The sequence below is a fragment of the Falsihalocynthiibacter arcticus genome, assembly GCF_000812665.2.
GTDB classification, from domain to species: domain Bacteria; phylum Pseudomonadota; class Alphaproteobacteria; order Rhodobacterales; family Rhodobacteraceae; genus Falsihalocynthiibacter; species Falsihalocynthiibacter arcticus.
The window spans coordinates 2818610-2837546 of the sequence record NZ_CP014327.1; the positions used below are offsets into that span (position 1 = coordinate 2818610).

Sequence of the window (18937 nt, forward strand, 5' to 3'; positions counted from 1 at the left end):
TGAATAGTTCGGCCCACGTCGCGATTGAACACACAAAAGGACAAGAAAAAATGACACAATCAACAACCGAAAATCGCCGTCTGGTACTTGCCGAAAGACCAAAAGGCGAGCCAGATGCCAACACTTTGCGGCTTGAAACGGTTGCCATACCCGTGCCCGAGAAAGGGCAAATGTTGCTCCGAAATGAGTATTTGTCCCTAGACCCCTACATGCGTGGCCGCATGAGCGACGCGCCGTCCTATGCGGCCCCCGTTGATGTGGATGCACCAATGATTGGCGGGACCGTTTCGCAGGTTGTTTCCTCGCACCTAGACGGGTTTGCTGAGGGCGACTGGGTTGTTGCGTTTGGCGGATGGCAGGACTACGCGCTGTCGGACGGAACCGGCATCATTAACATGGGCAAAAATCCGGAAAACCCATCGTGGGCGCTTGGCGTTTTGGGCATGCCCGGCCTCACGGCTTGGGCTGCGCTAAAGCATATCGGACAGCCTAAAGCGGGTGAAACGCTGGTGGTTGCGGGGGCAAGTGGGCCTGTGGGCGCCACCGTGGGCCAGATCGGCAAGATTTTGGGTCTGCGGGTCGTTGGCATCGCAGGCGGCGCTGAAAAATGTCAGCATGTTGTTGAGAATCTTGGGTTTGATGCCTGTATTGACTACAAAGCCGACGGTTTTGCCGAGACGTTGAAATCAGCAGTTCCAGAAGGCATCGACATCTACTTTGAGAACGTCGGCGGCGCTGTTTTCGATGCGGTTCTTCCACTGTTGAACACTTTGGCGCGTATCCCACTCTGCGGGTTGATCTCGCAGTATAACGCAACATCTCTGCCTGATGGGCCGGATCGGATGAACTATCTGATGGGGCAAATTTTGCGCAAACGTCTTACAATGCGCGGCTTTATCGTCTTTGATGATTTTGGCCAATACTATCCCGAATTCGCCAGTGAAATGGGCGCATGGGTGCGCGAAGGGAAAATCAAGTATCGCGAAGAGATGATTGAAGGTTTGGAGCAAGCACCAGAGGCCTTTATTGGTCTTCTGAGGGGCGAAGCTTTTGGAAAACGGGTTATTCACCTCGGTAACTAAATCAAACGAAACAGGCCGCATTCATTATAAGAAGTGCGGCCTGTTTCACCTGAGTTTTAATGCGGGTCTAAACGACGCCCCCTATAAAAGTGGCCCAACAATCGAGAGCGCATTGTTCCAGAGACGTTGCCACCATTTCCAATTCTCGACTTCCTCGATTGTGACCAAGCGACACTCTTTTAAGTAGTCTTCTTGCCGCGCGCGCATTGCTTTGGTCATGTCGTGGTCTTGAAGAAGGATGTTATTCTCATAGTTGAGATCAAAGCTGCGGCGATCCATATTCGCAGACCCAATGAAGGTGATTTCATCGTCAACGGTCATTGATTTTGTGTGCAGAAGTCCCGCTTCATATTCGTAAATCGTAACGCCAGCCGCCAACAGGTCCGCGTAATAGCTGCGACTCGATGCGCCAACAGCGAAATCATCGTTGTGGGCTGGAAAAATGATGGTCGTCTTGACACCACGGTTGCCCGCGGCACAAATCGCAGCCTGTAACGCGTCGACGGGCACGTAATAGGGCGTGGTGATGAAAAGTTCGCGCGTGGCCGAATAGATCAGGGTCACAAACATTTCCGGCATCGCGGAGGCTCGCGACGTGGGGCCCGAAGTAACCACTTGAGCGGGGAAACCTTCAGCATAGTCGGGATACGGGTGGCTCAAAACGCTTGTGATATCCTCTTTGTTGCTTTCCATCCAGTCGCCGACAAAAACGCGTTGGTTTTGGCGCACAATCGGCCCTTCAAAGCGCATAACGGCATCCACCCACGGCGCAAATTTTGCCTTCTGAACAAATTCAGGGTCGGCGCAATTTTGGCTGCCGCAATAGGTGATTTTATTGTCGATAACGAGGATTTTCCGGTGATTTCGCAAGTCAATGCGACCGTCAAAAATACGCGCGATTGGGTTGCCCACTTTAAGGGCGACGGCCGTATTCACGCCTGCTGCGGCCATCTCTTTCCAGAGGTCGGATTTCACCATGCTGCGCGATCCGATGTCGTCGACCATTGCGCGACAGGTCACGCCTCGGGCGGCGGCGCGTTTGAGGGCCTCTGCCATTTTTGTACCGTTGCGATCGGGCACCCAGATGTAGAAAATGAGGTGAACGTGGTCTTGGGCGGCGTCCACATCGGCAACCATCGCGTCGATCGCCGCATTGGAATTGTCCATAAGGCGCGCGGAGTTTCCACCAACGGGCGCAAACCCACTGATCGATGTCCCGACATTAAAGAGCGGCAGATGCACGTCCTTAATTTTGGGTTGGGACATGGCAAGGCTGCCGCCCTCAGGGTCGGGGGCGCTTTCCAAGGTCGCTTTTACGTCCTTCATGCGTTTGAGGCGTTTGCGCCCGATGCTGGTTTCGCCCAGCATAATATAGGCGGCCACGCCGACAAACGGTATCGCAAGGACCGTCGCAATCCACGCAGCCCGCGCGGCGGGATCGCGGTTTGGGCGCAGAAGAATTCGAACGACACATAGCGCGACAATGAGGAAACCAGAGAGAGCAATGAGCAAAAGGGCCACCTGTTGAGCTGGAAAAGGAAAAATATAAAAGAGGTCTTTGGATTAACATAGGGCAGGAACAGGCGAAGAAGAAAGGTCATTTTGGCGTTGATCCCAAATGAAAATATGGGCGTGGGTTGTCGCTGCCACACAGCAAGATTACCAGGCCCCTCAAGGCAGGAGGCCAGAGCATAGAACCAAAGTTGGCAACGGTGAACCTCTGGGGCGTGAAGTCTCCGGCGGTGTTGAACCTTGACAAGGTCACTGTCGATAGACGAGCAATGAGCACAAATTGTACATTTCGCGCCGCGGGAGGAGACGGAGTGTTTTTAGACTATTCACATAACTATCTGTTTGTCTTTGCCGCCGTCGCTGTGTCCCTTATGGCGAGTTTTACGGGGTTGGCGTTGACGCGTGGCGTCTCTCTTTTGCCTGAAAATCAGCGTAAACAGCGGATTGCGATGGCCTCGGTGGCCTTGGGGGGCGGTATTTGGGCCATGCATTTTGTGGCCATGCTTGGGCTGCAATTGCCGATCCTGTTTTATTACGATGCTCTCACAACCTTGATTTCGGCGCTGACGGCGATTCTTGTGGTCGGTATCGCTTTGTTAGTTATGCATTTTCGCAAACGAACACGTTTGAGCATTATCTTGGCGGGAACGATTGCCGGATTGGGGATTTCGGCGATGCATTACATCGGGATGTCGGGAATGCAGCTGTGTACGGCGGTTTATACTCCGTTTGGTGTCTTGCTCGCGGTCGCGTCGTCGGTGGTGCTTGGCATTGGAACCTTTGCAATCGCTTACGGCGAACGCACGCACCGCAGTATCATTTTGGGAACGCTCACCTTTGGGACCGCCGTTTGCGCGGTGCATTTTTTGGCGATGGCTGGAACGAACTACTTGGAAGTGGATAATGTCGGGTCGTTGGCGGCCCTCATCGACAACGAAACGCTGGCCTTGATCGTCACGCTTATTGCGTTTTTTATCTGCGGTGGTTTTTTGTTGCTCGGGGTGACCTTTATTCCCGCTCCTACGGCAACGGTGCCGTTGGTTGAACAAGGAAAACCGGCCTCTCCCACAACCTCGGTGCCCTATCAAAAAGATGGGCATGTTCAGTTCATTCGCCCTGCCGAAATCGCGGCCCTGCGTGCCGAGGGCCACTATAGTATTATCTATACGGGGAGCGATAAATTATTCTGTCCATGGTCGATCACCGAAGCGGAGAGTCGACTGCTTGAGGGGAGCTTTATTCGCTGCCATCGCAGCTACCTGATTAACCCTGAACACGTCACGAGCTTTGAGCGTAAAAAGGACTCAGGCGTTTGTTTGTTCGCGGGCAGCCCCGCCTTGGGGGCCGTCCCCGTCAGCCGCTCGCGGATGGCCGAAGTCCGAACGGCGTTTGGCCTCATCTAGATCGCAACTCGCGCAGCTTATTCGCATTTCGTGAATTTTTCGACCCAAGCGGTGCGTCAAATGCGTGGACCTCGCCGCTTTAGGCACAGACTTTCCCCAATCAGTTTAGACAATTAGGGAGGTCGACAATGATACCATCAGCATTTGAGTATCACCGCCCCGCCGATGTAAAATCAGCGGTCGGAATTTTACACGAACAAGGGGATGAGGCACGGGTTCTTGCGGGGGGGCACAGTTTGATCCCGATGATGAAGCTGCGAATGGCGGCCGTGACTCACCTTGTTGACCTGCAAGATATCGCCGAATTGAAGGCGATTAACGTTGACGGGGGCAAGATTTCCATTGGGGCTATGGTTACGCAGCACTCCATAATCGCAGACGCCGCGCTGGCCAAGGCTGCGCCCATTTTGCGCGAGGCTGCGCTGCAAATCGCCGACCCACAAGTGCGCTATTGTGGCACGATAGGCGGAAACGTGGCCAATGGCGATCCAGCGAATGACATGCCGGGCATCATGCAATGCTTGGACGCGACATTTACGTTGGCGGGGCCAGACGGGACGCGCGAGGTGAAGGCCCGTGATTTTTATGAGGCCGCCTATGTGACAGCCTGCGAAGACGATGAAATCCTTGTTTCGGTCAGCTTTGATCCCACAAGCGGCGGGTATGCTTATGAGAAGCAAAAGCGCAAGATCGGCGACTATGCGACGGCGGCCTGTGCGGTGCTTGTTTCAATGGATGGCGGCAAATGTACCGCAGCCTCCATTGCCATGACCAATCTTTCCGACACTCCGATCTGGTCCGAGGCGGCGAGTGCCTCACTTGTTGGCACCAAATGCAGCACGGACGATATCAAAAACGCTGTCGCCAATGCGCTGGCCGATATTGACCCCACCGAAGATAATCGTGGCCCAGTTGCGTTTAAAATGCACGTGGCCTCCATCGTCATCACGCGCGCGATCACCCGCGCCATCGCCGCTGCGTAGGAGAAAAACATGAGCAAAATGCATTTGAAACTTACCGTAAATGGCAAGGCAGAAGAGCTGCTGGTTGAGCCACGCGAACTCCTGATCCATGTGTTGCGGGAAAAACTGAATGTCACTGGCCCCCATATCGGATGCGAAACGTCGCATTGCGGGGCCTGCACCGTTGAAATGGATGGCAAGTCCGTCAAATCCTGTACGGTTTTCGCGGCCCAAGCCAATGGTGCCGAAGTGACAACAATCGAAGGCCTTTCACCGCTTGGTGAAATGAACGTTCTGCAAAATGCCTTTCGGGAGCACCACGGGCTTCAGTGTGGATTTTGTACCCCGGGTATGATTACCCGTGCGCACCGCTTGCTTCAGGAGAATCCCACTCCCACCGAAGAAGACGTGCGCTTTGGCATGGCTGGGAATTTGTGCCGCTGTACCGGATATCAAAATATCGTCAAATCAATCATGGCGGCAGCCTCAGAAATGAACGCAGCCAAGGAGGCGGCAGAATGAATGATCAAACCCCCACAAGCGTAGAGCGTGCGACGAAACTTAAAGGTCTCGGCCATTCGCGTAAACGCGTTGAAGACGTGCGTTTCACTCAAGGCAAAGGCAACTATGTCGATGACATCAAGATGCCCGGAATGCTGTTTGGCGACTTCGTGCGCTCGCCTTATGCACATGCGCGGATCAAGTCGATCAACATCGATGCCGCAATGGCATTGCCCGGTGTGGTCGCTGTGCTGACGGCCAAAGATTTGGAGCCGTTAGGCCTGCATTGGATGCCGACACTGGCCGGTGACAAGCAGATGGTTCTGGCCGATGGCAAGGTTCTGTTTCAGGGGCAAGAGGTTGCCTTTGTGGTCGCTGACGACCGCTATATCAACGCCGATGCCATCGATCTAGTTGAAGTCGAGTATGAAGAGCTGCCTGTTGTAACGGACCCGTTCAAGGCGCTCGAGCCAGATGCGCCCGTGCTGCGCGAAGATCTTGCCGGCCAAACAAGTGGTGCGCATGGTGCGCGCAAACACCACAATCATATCTTCCTGTGGGAAGTTGGTGACGAGGCGGCGACCGACGAGGTTATGGCCGATGCTGACGTCGTCGCCGAAGAAACCGTGTATTATCATCGCACGCATCCTTGCCCGTTGGAAACATGCGGTTGTGTCGCGTCGATGGACAAGGTCAACGGCAAACTCACCCTTTGGGGCACCTTCCAAGCGCCTCATGTGGTGCGGACGGTAGCGTCGCTTCTGTCTGGGATCGAAGAGCACAACATCCGCGTAGTTTCACCCGATATTGGCGGTGGTTTTGGCAATAAAGTTGGCGTTTATCCCGGCTATGTTTGCTCCATCGTGGCCTCCATTGTCACGGGCCGCCCTGTGAAATGGATCGAAGATCGGATGGACAATCTTATGGCCACCGCCTTTGCGCGTGACTATTGGATGAAAGGCAAAATTAGCGCTACCAAAGACGGCAAAATCACAGGCCTTCATTGCCAAGTGACCGCCGACCACGGCGCTTTTGACGCCTGCGCCGATCCGACCAAATTCCCAGCGGGCTTTATGAGCATTTGCACGGGATCCTATGATATTCCCGTGGCCTACCTCGGCGTTGATGGCGTTTATACCAACAAAGCACCGGGCGGCGTTTCGTATCGTTGTTCCTTCCGCGTTACGGAAGCGGCCTACTTCATCGAGCGAATGATCGAAGTCCTCGCGATTAAGTTGGGCATGGATGCTGCTGAATTGCGCGCCAAGAACTTCATCAAGAAAGATCAGTTCCCGTATCAATCCGCATTGGGCTGGGAATATGACTCCGGCGACTATCATACAGCATGGGAAAAGGCGCTCAAAGCTGTCGACTATGACGCTTTGCGCGTTGAGCAAGCCGAGCGTGTCGAAGCGTTTAAGCGCGGCGAAACGCGGAAACTTCTGGGCATTGGCCTGAGCCATTTCACTGAGATTGTTGGCGCAGGACCGGTGAAAAACTGTGACATCCTTGGAATGGGTATGTTTGACAGTTGCGAAATTCGCATTCACCCAACAGGGTCGGCAATTGCGCGTTTGGGAACGATTTCACAAGGGCAGGGCCATGCCACAACCTTCGCTCAAATTCTAGCGAGCGAGATTGGTATTTCCGCCGACAGCATCACGATTGAGGAAGGCGATACCGATACGGCACCGTATGGTCTTGGAACCTATGGATCGCGTTCAACTCCGGTTGCGGGCGCTGCTGCCGCGATGGCGGGTCGCAAAATTCGAGCCAAAGCACAGATGACCGCGGCTTATCTGTTGGAGGTTCACGACGGCGATTTGGAATGGGACGTTGATCGCTTCATCGTCAAAGGCGCGCCAGAGCAGTTCAAAACCATGACGGAAATCGCTTATGCTTCCTATAATCAGGCGATCCCAGGGCTTGAGCCAGGGTTGGAGGCGGTCAGCTATTATGATCCGCCCAACATGACCTATCCGTTCGGCGCGTATATCTGTGTGATGGAAATCGACGTCGACACGGGCACGCATGAAGTGCGCAGGTTCTATGCGTTGGATGATTGCGGAACGCGTATCAACCCGATGATCATCGAAGGCCAAGTGCATGGCGGCGCGACAGAAGCCTATGCCATCGCGATGGGCCAAGAGCTTGCTTATGACGAAATCGGCAATGTCAAAACGGGCACGTTGATGGACTTCTTCCTGCCGACCTCATGGGAAACACCAACCTATGAAACCGACTTCACCGAAACCCCAAGCCCGCATCACCCGATCGGTGCAAAAGGTGTAGGAGAAAGCCCCAATGTGGGTGGCGTTCCAGCGTTTTCAAACGCGGTCCATGATGCTTTCCGGCCCTTTGGCTTGAAACAGTCGCACATGCCGCACGATCAATGGCGCATTTGGAAAATCGCCAATGATCTTGGCTTGCACAGCTAGAAAAGGAGTGTCGGGCGACTGCGTGTCGCCCGACGAACCGATTATGTCAGATTGGACAACACTCAAATTGCAGCTTGCAGAGCGGGGGTACATTGCGTCCTCTGATCTGGCTATGGCGTTGCATATATCGCTAAAACTTGGCCGCCCTTTGTTGCTTGAAGGCGCTGCGGGCGTTGGCAAAACCGAAGTCGCACGCACCTTGGCTGCGGCCTTGGACACAAAGCTAATTCGGTTGCAATGTTATGAGGGGCTGGATGCGGGCCACGCAATTTATGAATGGAATTACCAGCGGCAATTGCTGGCAATCCGCGCAGCAGCGGAGGATGGCAAAACAGGCAAGGCCGTGGAAGAGAGGATTTTCTCGGAGGAGTTCCTTTTGGAACGTCCGCTGTTGCAAGCCATCCGTCAGGATAAATCCCCTGTGCTGTTGATCGACGAAATTGACCGTGCAGATCAAGAATTCGAAGCCTATTTGATGGAGGTGCTCTCAGATTTTCAGATATCTGTGCCGGAACTTGGCACGCTGACTGCAAAATCGCGCCCTTATGTGATCCTCACATCAAACGGTACACGCGACCTGTCCGATGCGCTGCGGCGGCGGTGTATTTACGCCTATGTTGAGTATCCAGACCGTGCAACGGAACTGGCAATTCTGGCGGCGAGGTGCCCCGATATTGATGGTAAGCTTGCGGCGCAAATTGTTGGATTTGTGCAGGCTTTACGCAAAGAAGAGCTGGAAAAGACCCCCGGCGTCGCGGAAATGTTGGATTTTGCTGCTGCGCTGACCGGATTAGGGATCAATGATCTTAATGAGAATCTGCAGATTTTGCGCGCGACATTGGTGACATTGCTCAAAACGCAAAGTGACCGCGCGAATATTCCCATCGAAGTGGCCCAACGTCTCGCGGGGAAAGCAGCATGACCAAAGTCACGCGTTTTTCAGGCCGCGATCCAGGAGCCTCCGCGCGCATCCTCGGGTTTGTGGCCCATTTGCGAGAGCACGGATTTGCCTTGGGCGTTTCGGAAACGCAAACGGCGGTTGAAGCCCTTACGCATATCAAAGCCGTTGATATGACGGAGGTGTTTCTGGCGCTCAAATCGGTCTGCGCGGCTTGCGAAGATGACGCAAAACGCTTTCAGATGCTGTTTGACGCCTATTGGCGCAACGAGGGGCGTATCCGCAGCAAAGTGGTGAAAAGTCCGAATAATAATGTCGCCAAACACACGAGGACCAATCAGGAAGACACTGGCCAACAAAGTGCGGGGACTGGCGAAATCGACAGTCCAGACACGGGGCAGGGCGATGCCGAATCCGATGGCGAAGGCCGCCTTGTTGCGAGTGGCGTTCAGAACATGATGAAAAAAGACATGCGCGAGTTGGTTTCACCCCAAGACATACAGGACGCGGCGTTGGTGGCCCGCCGGATGGCGGACGCGATGCGCGACCGTCGGTCTCGGCGTCGGATTGCCGCACGCAAAGGGGCACAGCTCGATTTTCGCAAAGTGGTCCGGCAAAGTTTGTCGACGGGTGGCGAACCCATCCGCTTGCCCCGCCGCCGCCGCCCCGAACGCCCCGTTCAAATCACCGCTCTTTGTGATGTCTCTGGTTCAATGACGGTTTATTCTCGTGTTTTCCTATCCTTTTTGGCGGGTCTGATCCGCACGGATTCGACGGCCGATGCCTATCTGTTTCACACGCGCCTTGCGCGGATCACGGGGGCCTTGCGCGACGATGATCCGTTGCGCGCGCTTAACCGATTGACGCTGCTGGCGGATGGGTTTGGCGGCGGGTCCAAGATTGGGACGAACCTTGATTTGTTCGCGCGCACCTATGCGCGACGGTTTGTTTCGGGCCGCAGCGTGGTGATCATTCTTTCGGATGGATACGACACCGACCCGCCCGCCGCCCTTGCGCAGGCCCTGAAGGATATCAAGAAACGCGGATGCAAGATTATTTGGCTTAACCCCCTGAAGGGGTGGAAAGATTACGCGCCTGTTGCCGCAGGAATGGCGGCCGCCTTGCCGTATTTGGATATGTTTGCGGCGGCCAATACGCTTGAGAGTTTGGCGAAATTAGAGGGGGAACTGGCATGGGTATAAGCAGTCATTCGTTTGAAAATCGCGCATCAGATTTGCGCGCGCAGGGGCAGCCTTTTGCCATTGCCACGGTCGTGCGCACCGTCAACGCGACATCGGCCAAACCCGGTTCCAAGGCGATTATCTTGGCTGATGGCACCATCACCGATGGCTGGGTTGGCGGCGGCTGTATTCGTTCCGCGGTAAGGAATGCAGCGAAGGCCGCCTTGTCGGAGGGCTGCACGCAGTTTATTTCGTTGCGGCCCGAGGAAATCCTTGCGGCAGAAGGTTTGAGCGCGGGCGAAACGCGCGAAGGCGTTCAATTTGCCCGCAATGGCTGCCCGTCCAAAGGGTCGATGGACATTTTTGTGGAACCCGTGTTGCCGCAACCCGAGTTGATTGTTTTTGGTGAAGGTCCGGTGGCAAAAGAGCTCGTTGCCCTTGCGGAGCGGTTTGATTTTTCGGTGTCGCATTCTGTGGACGGTAAACATGATTTTGACGCGCCCACTTCGGGGCTGCTATATGTTGTCATCGCAACGCAAGGCAATGGGGACGAGGCCGCGCTGCGTGCCACAATCAAAGCTGCGCCAAAATTTGCGGCCTTTGTTGGGAGCCGCCGCAAATTTGAAACCCTTGTTACCCGCCTTATCGCGTCTGGCGTGTCACAGGTGGCTTTGGATCAAATTAAGTCGCCTGCGGGTCTCAATATTGGAGCGATCACGCCTGATGAAATTGCCCTTTCGATCCTATCTGAAGTTGTGCTTAAACGCCGCGAATTGCAGCGTGCAAAAGGAGACCCCGATGACGTCAATTGTTGAACCACAGATTTTGGAAATAGAGCCCAAAATCGTCGAAACGCGCCTCGTAACAACGCTCTTTAGGCGCATTTTTCCCAACCTAACACCCTCACAGACCGAGCTTCTTGCCGGTATCAAATTTCCCTGCTGCTAAAGGAATACTCCCTTGGAATTAAACGACGAAATCCTTATCAACGCTCCTGTGTCCGTTGTCTATGCTGCCCTGAACGATCCTAAAATCCTTGAAGAGTGCATCCCAGGATGCGAAGAACTCATCAAGCATTCGGACACCGAGCTTGAAGCCAAAGTTGTGTTGAAAGTAGGGCCCGTCAAAGCGCGATTTTTAGGCAATGTAGTCTTGGACACTTCGGGCGCACCGCATCAGTTTTCGCTTACGGGCAACGGCAACGGCGGCGTCGCGGGCTTTGCCAAGGGCGGTGCCGATGTCATCCTTGAGGCAGACGGAGAGAATACCCTTCTGAAATACACGGCCAAAGCGGATATTGGTGGAAAAATCGCTCAATTGGGCAGCCGTCTTATGACCAGCACAGCCAAGAAACTGGCGGGAAAATTCTTTACGCGCTTTGCGGAGGTTGTGGACGAGAAACAAGCGGTTTAAGCAACCCATCGCCCAAATACCCCGCCGGATGTGTTTAGTTCGCCGATAAACCCGCGTTGGTGTTGAGGAGGAAAAGATTGAAAATCGGGGTGCTGGCGGCCCCGATACTACGTGCTTTTTCTCCGACATGGCCTTGCACAATTTGCGGGGGGATCAAGCCACGCGTGTCTTGGTTCACGAGATAGCGTTGTACACGTTCAACGAGTTCGGTGCGGACATCTTCGGGGAAGGAGCCGTCAATCAAAATGGCTTCAAAATCGATCACCGAACACACCGAAAGGGCGGCCTTGGCGAGTTCTTGGGCGGTTTCCCCAATCCATGGGTCGACGTAACGTGTGAGGGTGGACCAATCTTGCGGGTGACGCCACAAAACCTCTGGGTTGAGGCCGGCTTCAATGAGGCGCCCTTCGAGTAAATGCAGAGACGCGACGTCGACAAGTTGGCGGCTCTCGCCGAGCGGACCTGTACTGCGAAGAGATCCCAGCGCGCCCGCGTTCCCCTGATTTCCTTCAAAAACCGTGTTGTTCAAAACTATGCCACCCCCCGCAAACGACCCGATGAAAAAATGCGCGTAATCGCGAAATTCATTTCCGCGGCCAAAAAGGTGCTCCGCACGACAGGCGGCTGTAGCGTCGTTAACAATCGACACGGGGAGGTCACTAAATCGGGTAACTTCCTGGGCGATATTGATGTGCTGCCAGGCCTGAAATTCCTCCGAGGGCGCCCCCACCAAATCATGCCATTTCCACAGCTCAAATGGTGCTGCAATTCCAATTCCACAGAGGCGACGGCGGTCTCCCTCGGACATTCTGGATGCGATCGTATCAAGCCCCTCTTGGAGGAACTCAAAGACGGTGTCGGGTATCGGGTAGGAGTATGTTTTATTGAGCTCGTGGCGGATAACACCCATAAAATCAATCAGCACCAAATCCGCGCTGCGACGGCCTATTTTGAGGCCAAACGAGAACACGCCATCTGGATTTAAAGCCATAGGCATGGAGGGTTTGCCCACCTTGCCGCGAATTGGGTCACCACGTCGCAAGAGGCCGTCTTTTTCGAGCTTTCGCAGGATCACGGATACCGTTTGCGGGGAAAGACCAGAGTGGCGCGCAAGATCAATGCCCGGCATCGCGCCGTGACGTTGAAGCATGGAGAGCAATAGGCGTTCGTTATGATTACGAACCCCGCTCTGATTCACGCCGCCACTTAAGCCTCTGATTTTGCTCCCGTCCATACCGTTGACCATAGCGCGCTCCTTTCTAGGAAGGAAGATGGCATTCTTTCATTAATAAATAAAGTTTATTTATTTATTGACAGCTTTGGGGGAATCAGGCTTCCTTAAGGGGAACTTGCGAATTCAAACGGCGCAGTTTTGGAGGGGGAGGAGCCCACTTCATTGATAAATCCGTTGATCTTTTTGGGAGGAAGACCATGAAAAAACTATTGATGTGTACAGCACTTACCGTCGCTGCAACCGCTGGCGGTGCTTATGCGCAAGACGTAAGCGCTTGCTTGATTACCAAAACCGACACGAACCCGTTTTTCGTGAAAATGCGTGAAGGTGCCGAGGCAAAAGCTGCCGAGTTGGGCATGACGCTTAAGTCCTACGCAGGTCGTGTTGATGGCGATCACGAGAGCCAAGTTGCGGCGATCGAAACATGTATTGCTGACGGTGCCAAAGGTATCCTCATTACGGCTTCCGACACGTCTTCTATTGTAACTGCAGTGACGCAAGCGCGGGACGCGGGCCTTGTTGTGATTGCTCTGGATACACCGCTTGAGCCGATTGATGCGGCGGACGCAACTTTTGCGACCGACAATTTTCTGGCCGGTGAGTTGATTGGCAAATGGGCCGCCGCCAAGCTTGGCGCAGAAGCGGCAAGCGCTAAAATCGGAATGTTGGACCTCGCTGTAAGCCAGCCTTCGGTTGGCGTGTTGCGCGACCAAGGTTTCCTTCAAGGCTTTGGTATTGATTTGGGCGACCCAAACAAATGGGGCGATGAAACCGACCCACGCATTATTGGCAATGACGTCACTGCGGGCAACGAAGAGGGCGGCCGCAAAGCCATGGAAAACCTTCTCGCAAAAGACCCAATGATCAATGTGGTTTACACAATCAACGAACCCGCTGCCGCAGGTGCCTATGAAGCGCTTAAAGCCTTTGGTCGCGAAAATGATGTCTTGATCGTTTCGGTCGATGGCGGCTGCCCCGGTGTTGCCAATGTGGCAGATGGCGTGATCGGTGCGACGTCGCAACAGTACCCGCTGCGCATGGCGGCTTTGGGTGTTGAAGCCATCAACAACTGGGCCAAAGACGGAACAAAACCTGCGTTGACACCGGGTAAAGACTTCTATGACACGGGTGTTGCTTTGGTAACGGATCAGGCCGTCGAGGGTGTTGAGTCAATCGATACCGCAGCTGGCACGGACCTCTGCTGGGGTTGATCTTTAGACCATAAAACCTTCAGTCTGTGAAAGGGGCGTGCCAAGGCCCGCCCCTTTTTGTGCTACATTTGGCAGAGAGGCTCCCCATGCCCCCCTATCCAACGAACCGAAAACCACTGTCGCCGGTCCTGATACGGTCGCGTCGTTTTCCCAAGATCACATCTCCCCGATGCGTCGCATTCAACATGCGCTACATGAAACGCCGTCTTTGGTTCCCATGGTGGTCTTGGTGGCCTCCCTTGCGATTTTCGGCATTTTGCTGGGATCAAAGTTCTTTTCACCCTTCGCGCTGACGTTGATTTTACAACAGGTCACAATCGTTGGCATTGTGGGTGCGGCCCAATCTCTGGTCATTTTGACGGCGGGAATCGACCTTTCCGTCGGGGCGATCATGGTGCTCAGCTCGGTCGTGATGGGCCAATTTACCTTTCGCTATGGGATGCCTGTTGAACTCGCAATTGTGCTCGGCCTTGCGGTGGGGACGGCTGTCGGATTCATTAATGGCTGGCTTGTGGCGTATATTAAATTGCCGCCTTTCATCGTGACTTTGGGCATGTGGCAAATCGCTTTGGCGACGAATTTCCTTTATTCGGCCAATGAAACTATTCGCAGCCAAGACATCTCCGAGAACGCACCATTGCTGCATCTGTTCGGGGAAAAGCTGGAAATTGGCGGCGCGGTCTTTACCTTCGGGACCATGTTCATGGTTCTGCTGGTTCTTTTCCTCTCCTATGTCCTGCGCCAAACCGCGTGGGGACGGCATGTTTATGCTGTCGGGGATGATCCGGACGCGGCTGAGCTTTCTGGCGTCAATGTTAAGCGCACATTGATTTCGGTGTATATGTTGTCTGGGCTAATTTGCGCCTTCGCCGGATGGGCGATGATCGGGCGGATCGGGTCTGTGTCTCCAACGTCTGGGCAATTGGCAAATATCGAAAGTATCACAGCGGTTGTGATTGGCGGTATCTCGCTCTTTGGCGGACGTGGCTCGGTCGTGGGTATGTTGTTTGGCGCGTTGATCGTGGGGGTCTTTAGTATGGGTCTGCGCCTCTTGGGAGCCGACGCACAATGGACATATCTGCTGATTGGCGTGCTCATCATTAGTGCTGTGGCCGTTGACCAGTGGATTAGAAAGGTATCAGTCTGATGGAACCCATTTTATACGCCCGCAATCTGGTGAAACGCTATGGCCGCGTCACGGCGCTCGATAACTGCGACTTTGATCTTATGCCGGGCGAAATTCTGGCGGTAATTGGCGACAATGGTGCTGGAAAATCCACCCTTATCAAGGCCATTTCTGGCGCGGTGCAACCCGACGGAGGCGAGATTTTTCTCGAAGGCAAGAAAATCGGTTTTGCCTCCCCGATTGAGGCGCGCAAGGAAGGGATTGAGACGGTATATCAAACCCTTGCCATGTCGCCAGCTTTGTCGATTGCGGATAATATGTTTATGGGGCGCGAACTCCTCAAGAAGGGGTTTCGCGGCAAATTTCTACGCCAATTGGATCGCCCTGCCATGGAAAAAGCGGCGCGCGAAAAGCTCACGGAACTTGGCCTTATGACCATCCAAAACATCAACCAAGCCGTGGAAACTCTTTCTGGCGGGCAACGCCAAGGGGTGGCCGTGGCGCGGGCGGCGGCGTTTGGCTCCAAGGTTATCATTCTGGACGAGCCAACAGCGGCGCTTGGCGTTAAGGAAAGCCGTAAAGTGCTTGAGATGATCCAAGACGTGAAATCGCGCGGGATTCCGATCATTCTCATCAGTCACAACATGCCGCATGTGTTTGAAGTCGCGGATCGCATCCACGTGCATCGGTTGGGCAAACGCCTGTGTGTTATTGATCCCAAAGACTATACGATGTCGGATGCCGTGGCCTTTATGACCGGCGCAAAAGACGCACCTGAAGGTTCTGAATGAGGGACCTAGACGCGATTTGCACCACACTCCTCGCCGCTCCACGCAAGGGGCGGCGACGCCTTGTGGCGCTCGCGGGGGCACCCGCCAGCGGGAAATCCACCCTCGCGCAGGATTTGGCAGATCGAATGACGGCGGCGGGGTGTGACACGCGGGTTTTGTCAATGGACGGGTTTCATCTGGGCAACACGCAATTACACGCGCAGGGAAATTTTGCCCAAAAGGGCGCACCGCAAACCTTTGATGTCAGGGGGTTTCTGATGTTAGTCGCGCGGATTCAGACCGAGGATGAGGTTTTCTACCCGATTTTTGATCGCACATTGGATGCCGCGATTGCCGCAGAAGGGCGCGTCGATAAGGCTTGTGACACAGTGATCGTCGAAGGGAATTATCTTTTGTTTGATGCCCAAGACTGGCGGGATTTGGTGGCCTTTTGGGATATCTCTCTTCGGCTGAAGGTGTCACGGGATATCTTGCAGCAACGCCTCCTAGAGCGCTGGTTAGGGCAGGGCCTGTCGCCAGCGGCAGCCCTCATACGTGCACAGGGCAATGATCTGGTGAATGCGGACCTCATCGCCAAACTCTCGTTGAAAGCGGACATCCTTTTGGACTAAACGAACGCGAAATCGCCCGCGTCGAGTTGCCCCGGTAAAACATCATCCAGTCGAATGGCCACGTTCGAGAAGGATATGATCGTGTCCGCTCCTGCGGTGGTGAATGTCAAATCGGAATAGTTGTTTGCGCCTGAGCAAATCTCAATCCTGTCCACATTCACTACAAAATCGTCTACAAAGTCGCTTCCCGATCCTGTGCCAAAAACAAATGTATCCGCGCCAACACCGCCATTTAGGAAATCGTTTCCTGTGCCACCAGCGAGGCGATCTTGGCCGTATTGACCATAGAGCCTGTCGACACCCTCTCGGCCATAGAGCGTGTCATTGCCGTTGCGCCCAAGAAGCAAATTCGCACCCGCATCTCCGATCAGAAGGTCGTTGTGGTTGGAGCCGCCAATGTTTTCGATGGAGAAGTAAGTGTCGCCTGCGGCCTCCCCTGTATTGGACCACGTAATTTGCAAATCGACGCGTAGGCCACTCGCCGCATTAATGTAGTTTGCGCGATCAATTCCCAATCCGCCATAGAGCCTATCGGCTCCCGTACCGCCGTCGAGGTAGTCGTTCCCGTTGCCCCCAATGAGCGTGTCATTGCCGCCCCCCGCGTTGATGAAGTCATTGCCGCCGCGCCCGTCGATTGTATTGCCGAAATTCCCTTGAGCGTAAAACACGTTCTGAGCGGAGGTGCCGATACTTCCCGCAGCACCGGATACGTTGACAGCCTCAAAACGCGCAACCGAAGCTTGGGCCACGCCGTCATAGGTTATGACGCCATCTTCCAAGTTAATAACATGCCCCGACGACTGTGAAACAACGTGGAAATAGAATGTGTCGTTCCCTTGTCCGCCGTCATAAGTGTTCCAGAGGCCGTCGATGGTCTCTGCTGTCACCTCCACGGAATCATTTCCACGCCCAAGGTGAATTTGATGGGCCGTTGTCGCGGTATCCCCTAACACCACATGGTCATTGCCATCGCCCGTATAGGCATTCTCAACGCCCGAAACGGTTATGGCGACGCCGTCAATCACCCCTGTGCCCGTGGCGAAATTGAGGGTTACCCCCGATGTGACCGCTGCGGCATTGATCCAGTCGGCGCCGCCATTTGTGTCGTCAAAGGCGACACGGTGGTTGCTTGTGCCTGCATAATCGGAAAACTCATCGGTAAAGATATAGCGGTCATCGGCGGAAATCTCTGACCCGGTGGTGGTCAACACGATGTCCGAAACGGTTAGAATGTCGCCTGGCCCAACGTCCGCAATCCGCACAGTCCAAGTGCCGTCGCTCCGTTCGCCGCGAAAAGCTTGGCTTTCGAACGTATAAGCGCCGTCAAAAACGGCACCTCCTGCTTGGTTCGCGATTAACAGGTGCTCTTCTCCCTCCGGCGAGGTTAGATAAATCACCATGTCACCCAGAAACGTTGTCGAGAACGTCAGCGTGACGGCGACCCGTTCCACCAAAATAGCTTCCCCGCCTTGGAGTTCGAAACTGGTACCGGTGGCATTCGCGTCGGGGATCGTGGCCGCGACGGCAACGCTTGCCAAACTCCCCCGCGCATTGAGGCTTGTTTGTACGGCTCCCATAGTGAGCCATGATTCAGCCAACCGTACCGCCGCATGCGCATCGACAAGGCCGTATCCGTAATCATTGCTGAAGTGCAGACCGCCGCCATTCCAATTCTCGGCGGCGTTAAAGTGCCACGGTGTGCGTTCGGAACCTGCAAACGTGGCGTTGTCGACAACACTGCCGACGTGCCGCCCCGTATAGGCAAAAATCGTCTGGACATCGCGCCAGCCAAGACCTTCCTCGGCATCATACATGAGGGTAACAACGCCCGCGACCATTGGCGCCGCAGCCGAAGTGCCGTTAAACGTGCTCATGTAGTTTGTGGTGGTATAGCCTTCGTTATCGGTGCGATCCGTGGTGACAACTTCGCCCGAGCTGCCAAAACCAGAAATCAAATTGGCAGCACCGTAGGACGAATAACTGGAGATAAAACCGTCCTGTTCAACGGCGGCGACGACGACTTGCTGGGTGTTGTTGGTCCAGGGGTCAGAATTGACATCATAATGGGCCCCACGCGAATTGCCCGCAGATTTAACAATGGTTGTTCCGAGCCCGCCGCGTCCCGTTGAAACGGCAAGGCTGATCGAAGCGCCAATCTCGGTGAATCGCGTCGCATCGTACCCTATGCAGAATTCAGAGCTGGTGTCGTTTGCGACGCGTGGCGCTGATATTCACCACATCAGCGCCACGCGTCGCGGCACTCGCGATTGAGTCGCGGACGTTTTGCAGCCAAGCGTCGCCAATGAAGTTTTCAATCCGATACCCAACCAAGGTTGCTTCAAAGGCGATACCCGTTGTGCCGATATCGTTATCCCCAACCGCGCCAATGATACCCATGACCGCCGTTCCATGCGAATTGCTTGCGATGCCAAAAGGGTTGTCATCATCATCGGTGAAATTATAGTCGAGAAGGGTGGCGTAATTGGCCGCCAAATCCTTGTGAGTATAGTCAAATCCGTAACACCTTCGGAATGATGCTGGTTGAGAGGCTATGACCGCCTGCGCAGCCCCCAA

17 protein-coding genes are annotated in these 18937 nt (G+C 54.5%); 13 read left to right on the top strand and 4 right to left on the bottom strand.

The annotated features are described in order from the left end of the window. Positions 1 to 50: 50 nt before the first annotated feature. Positions 51 to 1082, top strand: coding sequence for an NADP-dependent oxidoreductase (locus tag RC74_RS13915; protein WP_039000445.1), 1032 nt, complete (start codon positions 51 to 53; stop codon positions 1080 to 1082). 81 nt (positions 1083 to 1163) lie between these two features. Here RC74_RS13915 and cls read toward each other — a convergent pair whose 3' ends face one another. Continuing rightward, the gene (gene cls, locus RC74_RS13920; protein WP_082802429.1) at positions 1164 to 2594 is read right to left on the bottom strand and encodes a cardiolipin synthase; all 1431 of its coding nucleotides are present in this window, start codon (positions 2592 to 2594) and stop codon (positions 1164 to 1166) included. Positions 2595 to 2905: 311 nt separating this feature from the next. Between cls and RC74_RS13925 the strand changes: the two genes are divergently transcribed. The 8 genes from RC74_RS13925 to RC74_RS13960 all read left to right on the top strand — a co-directional run bounded on the left by RC74_RS13925 (position 2906) and on the right by RC74_RS13960 (position 11390). Beyond that, positions 2906 to 3997: an MHYT domain-containing protein gene (locus RC74_RS13925; protein ID WP_039000422.1), complete on the top strand. Its 1092-nt coding sequence runs from the start codon at positions 2906 to 2908 to the stop codon at positions 3995 to 3997. A gap of 128 nt (positions 3998 to 4125) precedes the next feature. Further along, a complete protein-coding gene (locus tag RC74_RS13930) occupies positions 4126 to 4980 on the top strand; it encodes an FAD binding domain-containing protein (RefSeq protein WP_039000423.1) in 855 nt (284 codons plus the stop codon). A gap of 9 nt (positions 4981 to 4989) precedes the next feature. Continuing rightward, entirely contained in the window at positions 4990 to 5481 is a 492-nt protein-coding gene (locus RC74_RS13935) for a (2Fe-2S)-binding protein (RefSeq protein WP_039000424.1), read from the top strand. Further along, positions 5478 to 7898, top strand: coding sequence for an aerobic carbon-monoxide dehydrogenase large subunit (locus tag RC74_RS13940; protein WP_039000426.1), 2421 nt, complete (start codon positions 5478 to 5480; stop codon positions 7896 to 7898). Before RC74_RS13935 ends, RC74_RS13940 begins: the two co-directional genes overlap by 4 nt. Before the next feature lie 43 nt (positions 7899 to 7941). Next, positions 7942 to 8820 carry an AAA family ATPase gene (locus RC74_RS13945; RefSeq protein ID WP_039000447.1) on the top strand — a complete coding sequence of 293 codons (879 nt, stop codon included), beginning with the start codon at positions 7942 to 7944 and terminating at the stop codon, positions 8818 to 8820. Next, positions 8817 to 9998, top strand: coding sequence for a vWA domain-containing protein (locus tag RC74_RS13950; protein ID WP_039000427.1), 1182 nt, complete (start codon positions 8817 to 8819; stop codon positions 9996 to 9998). Before RC74_RS13945 ends, RC74_RS13950 begins: the two co-directional genes overlap by 4 nt. Further along, complete coding sequence (locus tag RC74_RS13955; RefSeq protein ID WP_039000428.1) at positions 9989 to 10792, top strand: XdhC family protein; 804 nt, start codon at positions 9989 to 9991, stop codon at positions 10790 to 10792. Before RC74_RS13950 ends, RC74_RS13955 begins: the two co-directional genes overlap by 10 nt. A 145-nt stretch (positions 10793 to 10937) precedes the next feature. Further along, complete coding sequence (locus RC74_RS13960) at positions 10938 to 11390, top strand: CoxG family protein (protein ID WP_039000429.1); 453 nt, start codon at positions 10938 to 10940, stop codon at positions 11388 to 11390. Between the two features lie 34 nt (positions 11391 to 11424). Here RC74_RS13960 and RC74_RS13965 read toward each other — a convergent pair whose 3' ends face one another. Then, a complete protein-coding gene (locus RC74_RS13965) occupies positions 11425 to 12624 on the bottom strand; it encodes an ROK family transcriptional regulator (protein ID WP_039000449.1) in 1200 nt (399 codons plus the stop codon). 197 nt (positions 12625 to 12821) lie between these two features. On the opposite strand from RC74_RS13965, the gene RC74_RS13970 reads away from it, so the two are divergent. The 4 genes from RC74_RS13970 to RC74_RS13985 all read left to right on the top strand — a co-directional run bounded on the left by RC74_RS13970 (position 12822) and on the right by RC74_RS13985 (position 16363). Continuing rightward, a complete protein-coding gene (locus RC74_RS13970; RefSeq protein ID WP_039000430.1) occupies positions 12822 to 13835 on the top strand; it encodes a sugar ABC transporter substrate-binding protein in 1014 nt (337 codons plus the stop codon). A 169-nt stretch (positions 13836 to 14004) separates the two neighbouring features. Beyond that, positions 14005 to 14982: an ABC transporter permease gene (locus RC74_RS13975; protein ID WP_082802430.1), complete on the top strand. Its 978-nt coding sequence runs from the start codon at positions 14005 to 14007 to the stop codon at positions 14980 to 14982. Next, the gene (locus RC74_RS13980; protein ID WP_039000432.1) at positions 14982 to 15752 is read left to right on the top strand and encodes an ATP-binding cassette domain-containing protein; all 771 of its coding nucleotides are present in this window, start codon (positions 14982 to 14984) and stop codon (positions 15750 to 15752) included. The genes RC74_RS13975 and RC74_RS13980 overlap by 1 nt, the downstream gene beginning before the upstream one ends. Next, positions 15749 to 16363, top strand: a complete 615-nt coding sequence (locus tag RC74_RS13985; RefSeq protein ID WP_052274613.1) for a nucleoside/nucleotide kinase family protein — start codon at positions 15749 to 15751, stop codon at positions 16361 to 16363. Before RC74_RS13980 ends, RC74_RS13985 begins: the two co-directional genes overlap by 4 nt. Here RC74_RS13985 and RC74_RS13990 read toward each other — a convergent pair. Together RC74_RS13990 and RC74_RS23325 are read right to left on the bottom strand one after the other, a co-directional pair. Continuing rightward, positions 16360 to 18594 carry a proprotein convertase P-domain-containing protein gene (locus RC74_RS13990; protein ID WP_335339595.1) on the bottom strand — a complete coding sequence of 745 codons (2235 nt, stop codon included), beginning with the start codon at positions 18592 to 18594 and terminating at the stop codon, positions 16360 to 16362. The two genes, RC74_RS13985 and RC74_RS13990, sit on opposite strands and share 4 nt — an antisense overlap. Next, complete coding sequence (locus tag RC74_RS23325; RefSeq protein ID WP_039000434.1) at positions 18557 to 18856, bottom strand: S8 family serine peptidase; 300 nt, start codon at positions 18854 to 18856, stop codon at positions 18557 to 18559. The genes RC74_RS13990 and RC74_RS23325 overlap by 38 nt, the downstream gene beginning before the upstream one ends. Between the last annotated feature and the right edge of the window lie 81 nt (positions 18857 to 18937).